Genomic DNA, 12,478 nt, shown 5'->3' on the forward strand with positions numbered 1-12,478 from the left:
TAAGCTTCCTCACTATCCGTGACAATCTTATAATCCTCCGTCGAGTCCAATTCATTATAATTTTCAACAGCAGCGAACAACAAGACCAGGTCCCTTGTCCCGGAACCTGGTCTTTTCATATTGGAAAACGGTGTCTGTCAGAAGCCACTGAAAAAGGGCCTTTTTCAGTGGCTTCTGCCTTTCCCCACGTCCTATTAATTAGGTATTCCTAGTTCATCCAGTATGTCTTCCAATGTTTGTCCGTTATGTTCGAGTTTTGGCATTGGAGGATTATGCGCCCATGTGTTTCTTGCTCCGTAGTTGGCGAACACAGGCCACATGTCACGGTCATCTACTATGCCGTCAAAATTTATGGCTTTATCAAAGCATGCTTGCTCCTGTGGATACTGGTAATCATATTATGAAAGTGATAAAGAACGGATAGATAAGTAAAATAAGCTGAGGGACGGTTCTCTGCATCCTTGGGTAAGCTTTTTACTTGGCTTGTGATAAGCATTTCAAGTGGTATTTTTTTATTTGTACATGTTTGCTCAATCCGAGAATTATAAATATGGCCTTCAACGTTTCTATGTAGTTATTTAGTCTTTGATAAAAACCCCCATTGTCAAAGAAATAGTTTGAGAATACAATTCAGACAGAAATAGATCTATAAAACTAGTACGTTCACCTCAGCGAGTCTTCTAGCATGACCTATTTACCTAAAATATACTTGAAAGGTGGTGATGATATTTTTGTACCAATGCAGTTCAGGTGATACCTATTTCTGGACTATTTATAGTCTTCCTACTTTGCAGAGTCTTCCTAATTGAAATCAAAGTAGTTGTTTTTAATATATCTGTTGTGGGGGAAATTTAATGAAACCAAGATTATTCAGGTCGTATAGAAAGAGATCGACACTTAAAAAGAGTACATACCTTCTAGTTATAGCTACTCTCCTTTTATCTATTTTCAATCCTTTTGTAAGGTTAATAGAAAATACCCATGCAGCTTCAAAGAATTCAGCTGTAGACATATTATCTTCATTATCTGATGAGCAAAGAAAGGCTTTAAGAAATTTAGAGGCCACTCAAAATGAAGGGCTATTAGGCTTTGAACCAAGGGACCTACTTGTGGAAGAAGACACAACGGTCATCGTTGAATTCCAATCAAAACCTGAAGAGATCTCCAGGCTGACCTCTGCTTTAAAAGGGGTAGATATTTCAACGAAGGAAGCCAAGGAAAAAGTCCAAGAAGAACACGTGGAATTTGAAGACTATGCAAAAAAGAACAACATTAAAATAGAAAAAACCTATCAAACAGCATTTAATGGAATGGCCGTAACCTTACCAGCTGACAAGATTGAGAGCTTACTAGAGATCGATGGTGTTAAAGCCATTTATAAAAATAATACGTTTTCGATTGAACCAGAGCAAGAAAACGATCAAGAATCCTATACACCACATATGGCAGACAGTATTCCGTTTTTAAGCATTGACCGACTGCATGAGGAAGGCATCACAGGAAAGGGAGTGAAAGTGGGCGTAATTGATACGGGCATTGATTACCATCACCCTGATCTAAAGGATGCGTTTGCAGGTGGTTATGACATCATAGATAACGACGATGATCCCATGGAGACTACCTATGAGGACTGGAAAGAATCGGGACGTCCGCTTGTAAACAATTTTAATTTTTACTATACATCTCATGGAACTCATGTAGCAGGTACCATTGCAGCACAAGGTAAAAACACCGGTGGAGTGACTGTAAAGGGTGTTGCCCCTGATGTTCAATTGTATGGCTACCGGGTATTGGGTCCTTATGGATCTGGGCAGTCAGAAGACATTATCGCTGGAATTGACAGAGCCGTATCAGATGGGATGGATGTCATCAACCTTTCCTTAGGGATGAACGTGAATGAACCATTCGATCCAACGAGCATTGCCATTAACAATGCCGTACTGAGTGGAGTTGTGGCCGTCGTTTCAGCAGGAAACACCGGTTCAAAGGCATATTCACTAGGTACACCCGGTGCAGCTGCCTATGCACTGACTGTAGGTGCCAGTTCCACTTCTCTACCGATTGTATACTTTACCGCAACAGGTGAAAAAGATGTATCTATTGAACTGCAAGAATACGCAAATGATTTTGTCACTGACTTACGCTCGTTTGAGAACCAGTCGTTTGACATTGTAGACCTTGGGAATGGAAGAAGAAGTGACTACGATGGGAAAAATGTTGAAGGTAAAGTGGTACTGGTCAATCATGGAGTCATTGGCACACAAGATAAAATTGTCTATGCAAAGGAACACGGTGCGATAGCAGTATTGATTTATCACAATGACCCTGACATAGGAGAAATTTCATCTTTCGCTGGAGAAGATCACCGCTTTATTCCTAGCTTTTACATGAACAATCAAGATGGACTGGAGTTAAAGGATCTTCTTCATTCCGGTGAGGCGAAACTCAAATTTTCAAACTACACAGTAAGTTATACAAAAGAGGATGAACTAGCCGAATTCAGCTCACGGGGCCCTTCCAGGGAAAACATAGATATCAAACCAGAAGTAACGGCACCAGGGGTAAGCATTCTATCTACTGTACCGGCTTATTCCGTGTTCAACGCTGCCTCATCCGATTACCGATTTGCCTATGACCGATATTCAGGTACATCCATGGCTGCCCCACACGTAGCGGGAATGGCAGCTCTGATGCTTCAGAATAACCCTGACCTTCAGCCTGCGGACATTAAAACACTCTTAATGAATACATCGGTTCCTTTAAAAGGGGAATATAGTGTGTTTGATATCGGGGCAGGAAGAATAAGCCCTTATGAGGCGATTCATTCAGAGGTAGAATTGAAAGTCATGGATAAGACGCCCATGATTGATAATGGGGAGAAAGTAGAGTTAGACGAAGTAACAGGCAGTCTTAGCTTCGGCTCCTATTTTCCAGGTGAAGGAAATGTTCGAACACAAAGATCTATTACCATTGAGAATAAGGGAAAAAAGAAAAAACAATTTGATGTTTCAGTAGAATTCACTGAATCTTCCTTGGATGCTAAAAAAGGCGTACAAGTGATCGTCAAAGATAAAGTACACGTAAAGTCTAATTCCCAAACAAAGACAAATGTTTCCTTAATCGTTCCAAAGACTGCAGAAATTGGCATGTATGAAGGCTATATTACGTTTGAAAACAAATTAGACCAAGAAGAAAGCTATAGAATTCCATTTGCCTTCAGAACCATGGAAAATGGTTTCCATTTCACTGAACTTTCTTCGCCTGCCATTTCACCCCCTTATGTTCATGTCAAACGAAACTACTATGCTAAAACATGGGTGGACCTTCAATTCAGCTTTAAGTCACCTATGAAAAAAATAGATTTTGTCTTAACAGAAGGGAACACAGGGCAAGATTTGGGTTACCTGGGGTCACTTAATCTTGAATCTGCTTACGACGGCATAAATTATCAAGTCAGCAACGTATTTAACGGGGAGTATTATCCTTTTACCAATGAGGAAGAACAACCGATCGCATCAAAGACTACGAAAGCAAAGCCAGGTTCCTATAAGATCAAGGCAATCGGAACCAGTAAGCAGGATCTAGTGTTTACACAAGAAATGAATGTTTTCATAGATCCTAAGAGCCCAAGTTTATGGAGTGAATTAGATGAAAACGCGTCCCCTGTCATTGAATATCCAGCCAATCAAGAAGAATACACTTTCGCCGTGAAGGTGCACGATTCTGAAATTGATCAAATGATGAGTGCGGGGATGAACGTAGATCAAACCTTGAATACAATCAACTATTCCATCAATAATAACTACAATCCTGTAATACCGGTAGCAAATGATGGATCGCTTAATTTGAATGTACCTCTGGATGTGAACAAACCTTTTATTAGTTATGCCATTTTCGCAAGTGACGCAGCTAATAATAGGAGTGAAAAGAAAACCTATTATTTCATAAAAGAGGGAATGCCATATGGATACATGGATTCTGACGCTACTACAGTAAACATGGGAGACACGTTCACGACCACTCTAGTAATAAACAACGTAGAAGATCTGGTGTCGGGAAAATGGACTATCCCGAATTTCGCGAATTACTTTGACGTAGTGGACGTTCGACCGAATGCACAGTTGGCTAATGACGCTAACCCTGTAGTGAATTCGGAAATTCAAGGAAACAATTTAAACATTACATTGAACGCTGATCACCCTTTGAGTGGAGAGCTAAAGGCAGTCGACCTGCAAATCAAAGTAAAAGATTCCAGCTTCCAAGTAATCGGAGAATTGAAGCCAACCTTTACGTACACGAATAATCTTGATGAGGTAAAAACGATTCCATATGCTCCACAATCCATCAACATTGTTCCAATATATTCTGAGCTTTTAGGTAGGTTAAGTTCGCGTGGGTTAGGCTTCGGTATAGACTGGACCAAAATGGGAGCCACCATCGACCTCCGGAATGAAGACGGGACGGAGTATGACGAAGCAGGCAGTCTGAATCGATTTGGCAATTTCACCCTATCTAAATTGCCTATCACATCCGAACCTTTCCAATTAGAAATTTCCTTACCAGGACATTTTACCTCACACCAATCAACGGGAGTCGGTGTACAGGTGGATGATGAAGTCCTCGGTCAACAACTAGACCTATTTACGATTTCTCTAACACCAGGCGATGTGAACCAAGATGATACCATCGACATTTTCGATGCATTGCTCATCAAAGAGAATTGGAATTCAACCAATCGCAGTGCTGACATCAACTTCGATGGAACTGTCGATAGAAAAGATCTTGATTTGGTCGTACAAAACTATTTAATTCAGAATCCGGATGCCCAGGATCCTCCTGAACCACAAACAGAAAGTGAAGGAGTTACATTGGAGGATATTTTGGAAGAATTGGGTGTTAATTAGGAAAAGACTTAAGGGGCTTGCCCCTTGTCCCAGAATCAAAATAAAGACGAGGGAAATTAATCCCCTCGTCTTTTTACGCATTGGGACGGTTCTCTGCTTCCACAATTTAAAATTCAGAACCGCTTGGCTTACTGTGGAGCGCTCAACACAGACCACACAACAAAAAACTACAACGACTTTATTATCCTAACCCCTTTAGAAGTGGAAGGCTCGCTTAATTTATACCTAAGCGTATTATGGAGCACAGAAGCCTTCTCTCCCAAACAGAAAAGGCTTTTCTCCTATTTATAGTAGTAGGTATTTCAGGCCCTAACAAATAAATTAAAGTATTTTTAGTTTCTCTTCAGCCCCCTTTTAAAGTTAATATATAATTCCAACTATGTATTTATATTCTTGTATTTTTTTTACAAAATCTAATTTATCTATAATGCGTAAGTGAAGGCCTGAAGGGACAGGCACGGCGACCACATTTGGGTAGACCTGTCCCTTCAACCCGTGTTTAGTCAAATGTCCAAAGATTTCGGGTTTTTGACCGAAGATTTTTGAAAGTTGACCGAAGTTTTGGGATAGTTGACCGAAGATTGGCAAGAGTTGACCAAACAAAATTTTGAGGTGTCCAAAGGTGATTGAAAGTTGACCGAACGGAGTTGCGATGTGTCCGAACCTCTAGTACATTTCTATATTATTTGTCCGAAGCAAGAAGAAAAATGACCGAACGAATTTTTTTAACAAAAACAGAGGCATTTTTCACAAATAATATTCATTTTTTACTCAAATACTGATTACAGGACAACAGCCCCCGTGAAAATGAATAAACGGAACCGTTCAAATAAAACAAAAATGATGTGAAGATCCCAAGATCCTCACACCATTATCTGTGTCAGCTTAAAGGTGAGGCGGGTCAGCATGCCTGTCCCCTCGACTCACCCTACACCCTCAATTTTTAGCAATTCTCCTTCTATTCCAGAAGAATAATCCGCCACCAACTGATACTAGTACTAACCCGGTTAGTAAAACAGAGAAAGTATTTGTTGCTGTATTCGGAAGTTTATTTCCGTTTCCAGGTTTGTCACCCGGTTTGTTACCTGGTTTTTCTCCTGGCTTGTTCCCTGGTTTGTCACCTGGCTTATGGCCTGGATTTTCTCCCGGTTTGTTACCTGGGTTCTCGCCCGGTTTATTCCCTGGATTTTCGCCTGGCTCTTCACCCGGCTCTTCTCCTGGCTCTTCACCCGGCTCTTCTCCTGGTTCTTCACCCGGGTTTAAACTTACATCTACAAATCTACCTTCAATTTCAGTCGGGATTCCTTCGCTTCCAATATTCACTAGATGCTCACGGAAGTTTTCCCAATCGGATAGGCCAAGATCAGTTACTCGGCCTTCTGCATAAGCATTTGCAAAGACGTCATAGCCGTCTCCGCCTTTTGCTGTGAAGGCATTTGTAGCAATGGTATATGTTTCGTCGTCTTTCAATTCTACTAAATGACCGTTTTCATCCACATATTTAATAGATACGACACGTTCGCCTGCAGGTTTCGTAGAATCAAATTCTATTATACCTCCTGATACGTGTAAGAAACCGCCATTTTCACCTGGGTATTGGCTGAAACTTCTTTCGAATGCTTCTTTAAGTTCTGCACCAGTCAAGTCCATTGTTGCCAGTGTGTTGGCAAACGGAAGAACTGCGATAACTTCTCCTACAGTGATTGGACCTTGATTAATCGCTGCACGGATACCGCCACCGTTTTGTAGTGACAAGATGACATTCTTGCCAGTGAAGTCTTTCGCCTTCTCAAGCATTCCGTCGGTAATCAGGTTACCTAGGATTGTTTCGTTTTTACGTACGCTTGGTTTTGTATTGTCGCCATCTGTACGTGGATTTTCTAATTCAATTGGTGTTGATACGCCGATTTCTTCGTTTGCAACCGCATCAACGCGTTCTTTGAATGGTGCTAAAACTTCTACTGCTTCTGGGTCAGCTTCCTTGCCGCTGACAGAGATCAGCTGTCCGCTATTTTCAATTACTACACCATTTTCATCGAATCTTACGTCTAGTAGACCAAGATTGCTATTGGAGTTTCCAGTTTGAACGATGACAGTAGGAGTTTCGTCGTTACCTACCACTACCGGTTCTTTCAATGCCGTATGGCTGTGTCCACCAACGATGATGTCGATGCCCTCTACTTCTTCAGCAAGAACTAGGTCATTGTCGATTGCTGCATTGTCGTCATATCCTATATGCGTTAATGCAATGATCTTGTTAACGCCTTGTTCTTCTAAGGAAGCAACTGCTTTTTCTGCTGCTTCTAAATAATTTTCAAAAGTGATGGAGCCTGGGCTTGAGATATCCGCTGTTTCTTCTGTTGTTAAACCGAAGATACCGATTTTCTCGCCATTCACTTCTTTGATGATCCCATTATAGATTTCACCATTTTCATATACTTCTTCAATGGAGTCATTGAATAGTCCATCGAACTTTGCATCTTTAGAGAAATCAACGTTAGCACTTACAAATGGGAAGTTTGCTCCTTTAACAAAGTCAACCAATGCCTGATGGCCTTCTGCTGAAGAACCTAAGTCAAATTCATGGTTTCCAAATGTCATGGCGTCATAGCCCAACAGTTTCATTAAAGCAAGTTCCGCTTCACCTTGGAACTCATTGAAATAGAGAGTTCCAGTGAATACATCTCCTGCGTCAAGTAGAAGTGCATCCGGATTTTCTTCTCTGATTTCTTTTACAGCTGTAACGGTTTTCGGCATGTTTTCCAACGCTGAATGCGTGTCATTTGTATGCATAACCGTTAGGTCGAATAGACCTTTTATATCTGTGATTCTGCCTTCAGTTTCAGTAGGGATTCCTTCGCTGCCAACACTTACTAAGTGGTCGCGGAAGTTTTCCCAATCAGATAAGCCTAGATCTGTTACACGTCCTTCTGCATAAGCTTTTGCGAATACGTCATAGCCGTCTCCGCCTTTTGCTGTGAATGCATTTGTTGCAATCGTGTATGTTTCGTTGTTTTTCACTTTTACATATTTGCCATCTTCATTTAAAAACTTGATGGATTTAACGCGCTCGCCTGCTGGTTTTGTAGAATCAAATTCTATTTTACCGCCTGCTACGTGTAAGAAACCGCCATTTTCCCCTGGATATTGACTTAAGCTGATTTCAAAAGCTTCTTTTAGCTCCTCGCCAGTTAACTCCATCGTTGCCAGTGTGTTGGCAAATGGAAGAACCGTCATGATTTCCCCAACCGTGATCTCGCCTGCATTAATAGCTGCACGGATTCCTCCACCGTTTTGCAATGCCATAATGACATTTTTGCCAGTGAAATCTTTCGCTTTCGCAAGCATTCCGTCTGTGATCAGGTTACCAAGGATTGTTTCGTTTCTACGTACACTTGGCTTTGTATTGTCGCCGCCTGTGCGTGGGTTTTCCAATTCGTAAGGTGTAGTTACACCGATTTCTGTTTGCGCTACTTCATCCACATGTGCTTTAAATGGAGCAAGCACTTCTACTGCTTCTGGGTCAGCTGCAATGCTATCGTTGATTGCGATAATGCGACCATCATGTGTAGTAATGACACCATTTTCGTCAAAATTAACATTCAACACACCAAGGTTGTTGTTTGCATTACCAGTTTGAACAATCAGGGTTGGTATTCCATCATTGACTACCACTACAGGCTCGGACAATGCTGTATGGCTATGTCCACCTACGATTACGTCAATGCCTTCTACTTCTTCAGCAAGAACTAGATCATTGTCGACTGCTGCATTGTCGTCATATCCAATATGAGTCAAAGCGACAATACGATTAACACCTTGTTCTTCTAAATATTTAACTGCTTTTTCAGCTTCTTCCAGATAGTTCTGGAATTCAATGGAGCCTGGGCTGGAGATATCAGCTGTTTCTTCTGTCGTTAAACCGAAGATACCAACTTTCTCACCGTTAACTTCTTTAATGATACCGTCATAGATTTGGCCACTTTCGTATGCTGATTCGATAGAGTCATTGAAAAGTCCATCAAACTTCGCATCTTTTGAAAAATCAACGTTTGCACTTATTAATGGGAAATTGGCTCCCTTTACAAAGTCAACCAATGCTTGATGGCCTTCTGGTGAAGAACCTAAGTCAAATTCATGGTTACCAAAAGTCATCGCGTCAAAGTCCATTAGGTTCATCATGGCTAGATCTGCTTCACCTAGGAATTCATTGAAATATAATGTTCCTGTAAATGCATCACCTGCATGAAGAAGCAGTGCATTCGGAGAAACCTCTCTAAGTTCTTTAAGCTTGGTGACAGTCCTTGGCATTAAATCCAATGCAGAATGAGTGTCATTCGTATGGAAGATTGTCAAGTCTGGACCCGCTGGTTTTGTTAAATCAAGTTGTACCAACATAGGATCATGGTCAGATGCCTGACCTTGTGCTTCTGTGAAATTCGCATTGATATGGATCATGTCCACTGTTGTATTCGGTACTAGATTGTTAGAAACTAAGATATGGTCTAAAACTTGGTTGTTTCCTTGATAGAAGTAAGAGAAACGGTCTTCTGCAGGAACTAGATCAACCATGTTTGTTAAAACTCCGCCTTTAAGTGTGTCAAGTGCCGGTGTGAATTCAAAGTCATTCATATCTCCAGCAACCACAATATTTAAAGCAGGGTTTTCTGCAAGTCCAGCATCTACGAAATCATTAATTGCTTGTGCTAATTGAAGTCGCTCAGTTTCTGAACCCAATTGTGGAGGTTGATTTGCTCCCCATAGAGATTGGTCTCCACCTTTAGAATTCAAGTGAGTACCGATGACTACGACTCGTTCACCTTGGAATTCGAATTCTGCAGCAATTGGTTTACGTGTGTTAGAGAATGCTTCAGGATTGATTACACCTGGGTTAAGCGTTAAGTTACCTTCTTCAGTCCAAGCATTTGCTTCAGTTGCTGTTCCTTTAGTAGCATCCACCAGCTCCACTCTATCAGGGTTGTATAGGTAACCAACACGGATATTTGCGCCTGGCGCACCACCGTTTGTATTATTTTCAGGTGCAACATCTGTCCAATCATACTCTGGACCACCAGCAACTTTGATTGCATCAATCAAGCGCTCATAGCTCTCGGATGCATCTGAACTACCAGAATCCGTCTGTCCGTCATTATCCTGAACCTCTACAAGCGTGATGATGTCAGGAGATTTCATGTTTTCCACAAATGAGTTTGCGATTCTTTCCACTTTCTCATCTGGTGTGTTTGCTTTGTTGTTAGAGAAATTTTCAATATTGTAATTTGCTACAGTCAATTTGTCGTCTGCAGGTTCAATATGTGTAACTTCCGGTTTAATAGTGGATGGGATAACATCCGGCAATGTGTTCTTGTCAGTTACCAATTGGTAGCCTGCACTTGCATAAGAAAGGATACCAATGACATCTCCATCAAATTGATCGCCTGATTTAAAGTCGTTTCCAACGTTATCAAGCATGATTTTTTCAGGGTTGTAATCGTCTGCTGCGATATTTAATCCGCCCATAACGTTTAGTTCGTTATTTGTTGTGCTTTCTACAATGATTGGAACATCGCCGGAATATGGCGGTCCAACTACTAGAGCATCCGGGAAGGATAGACGCATATATTCAACAGATTCCCAGAAATCAATACCGTCTTCTTCTGGATCAAACGATGCCATTTTATCGTTATCGATAATTTTGTTTGGAGGGAAAATATCTTTCCCAACTACAAGAGGTGCAGGAAGGTCTGCTGTTCCTGTTTTTTCTACGGCAGAACCAGTAATTTGTGTTCTGGAAAGGTTGGCTCCTCCACCAAATTCTGTAACTTTTCCATCTACAGAAACGGCATCCCCAACAGAAACACCATGGTTTCTTAGGTAGACTTCAATGGCTTCAGATGTAGCACTATCATCATCTGCATTCTCAACGTCTTGCATCACAAAGCTGTTAGCACCAAAGACATGTGTGACAACACCTGTGATATCAGAAACGGATGATCCGTTGTACTCGGAAACATGGCCTTTTCCTTGGATGTCATGGATAAAGATTCCTTCTGTATCCAAAATTTTATAAGTGAAGCTGTATACTTCGCTTTCTGTACCTTCAGCAACCGCAATCGCTTTGATGGTCGTTTCACCAGTTTCTAAAGCAATTGGTTCTGTGTATTTTGTGCTTTCTGTAGTTGGAGCTGAACCATCCGTCGTGTAATAGATTTCAGCACCTTCCGTACCAGATTTCAATTCAATTTTCGTACCTGCTTCTACAACTCCTTCAGCTTGAGTTACATATACAGCAGGCTTATTAACTAGATCATAGCTATCTAGACCAGTAGTTTTTAAGTGATAACCAGCATTATTGATAGATCCAACACCTGTAAGATGAACTTTATCGCCTTCTTTGTATTGCTTGATTAAGTCATCATAGTTGGAACCTGTGCGGTTATCGTGAATGACCGTTACGCTTTCTCCATTTTCGAAAACAGCTTTGAACGTTGCTGTTCCATAGGAATCTTTCGTCATTTCAGAAATCGTCACGTTTTCAAGTTTTAAAAATTCACCTTGTGTGCTTTCATCCACTTTTGTCACAACTTGTGCGGCAGGAAGTTCGTTTCCGGATGAGATGATTTCTAGACTTGTAATATCAACGATTTCTAACTCATTGTTATAGGTTGTCAGTTTACCGGTAATTTTAATTTCATCACCAGGTTTTGCACTCTTAGGACTTCCATAGATGAACATTCCTGCAGTTTCATCCTGCATGTAGAAGGAATCTCCGCCCCAAAGTCCTGTGTTCGTTGTCGCAATTCCTTCAATCGTTACCGTGTTGTTCTCGCCAAGTTCGCGAGCTTCCGCAATAGTGATGGATGGAGTTGGTTCTGGATCGGTAGGCTCACCAGGATCGGCAGCTCCGAAAGTGTGTTTTCCAAGGTCAGTGAATACATCTTTCCCTTGGCTCGTCCATTCTGTGCTTTTATCAAAAGCGTCGTTGATGACCGTATCGCCTGTTGTAATATTGCTGTCTCTAACAAGAGAAACGTCAGCTAGGACATTTGCAACGGAGCCGACTTGGCCAATGGAATCTACTACTTGTCCGTCTTTTTTCAGGACAATTTGATCGTTTCCGTTGAAGTTGATGACCTGTTTGCTGGTGTCAATTTTGTCCGTGACAGCAACAATATCTGCATGTGCATCAGAACGAGAAATAACGTATGTATCTCCAGCTGCAATCTTTCCATCTAGTGGTAAAACTAGATCCGTTGTGGTAGTTCCTGTAGTGGCACTCCCACTGTTATTGTAATGTTCAAGTGTATAGCCGCTCAGGTCAACTTCTGCACCTGTACCATTAAATAGTTCAATAGCCTTATTAAAAGAAGATCCCTCAATATACTCCGAAATAATGAGATCTGTAGCAACAACTGTTTCAGCTTTCACATTCGTATTAGCCATTGGTGATAGTAAACTTGTTAACAAGAATACTAACGTGACAATACTAATACCCCTCTTATGTCGTCTCTTCAATTTCTTTCCTCCCATTTTCTAAAAGATTATTGACCCTATTGTTGAATCATGGTGATTTT

3 protein-coding genes are annotated in these 12,478 nt (G+C 41.1%); 1 reads left to right on the top strand and 2 read right to left on the bottom strand.

The annotated features are described in order from the left end of the window. Positions 1-194 precede the first annotated feature (194 nt). On the bottom strand, positions 195-320 hold the full coding sequence (locus tag LG307_RS20250) for a hypothetical protein (protein WP_404445839.1): 126 nt from the start codon (positions 318-320) through the stop codon (positions 195-197). A 534-nt stretch (positions 321-854) separates the two neighbouring features. On the opposite strand from LG307_RS20250, the gene LG307_RS20255 reads away from it, so the two are divergent. Beyond that, positions 855-4,904 (top strand): S8 family serine peptidase, encoded by a 4,050-nt coding sequence (locus LG307_RS20255; RefSeq protein WP_404445841.1) that lies wholly within the window; start codon positions 855-857, stop codon positions 4,902-4,904. A gap of 936 nt (positions 4,905-5,840) precedes the next feature. Here the strand turns inward: LG307_RS20255 and LG307_RS20260 are convergent. Next, complete coding sequence (locus LG307_RS20260) at positions 5,841-12,419, bottom strand: 5'-nucleotidase C-terminal domain-containing protein (RefSeq protein ID WP_404445844.1); 6,579 nt, start codon at positions 12,417-12,419, stop codon at positions 5,841-5,843. Positions 12,420-12,478: the final 59 nt, after the last annotated feature.

The sequence above is a fragment of the Sutcliffiella horikoshii genome (assembly GCF_044809035.1).
GTDB lineage: Bacteria > Bacillota > Bacilli > Bacillales > Bacillaceae_I > Sutcliffiella_A > Sutcliffiella_A horikoshii_G.

Excerpts from the sequence above, each read along its gene's own strand:
- LG307_RS20255 (WP_404445841.1), top strand. The coding sequence starts at position 855 with ATGAAACCAAGATTATTCAGGTCGTATAGAAAGAGATCGACACTTAAA.
- LG307_RS20250 (WP_404445839.1), bottom strand. The coding sequence starts at position 320 with ATGTGGCCTGTGTTCGCCAACTACGGAGCAAGAAACACATGGGCGCAT.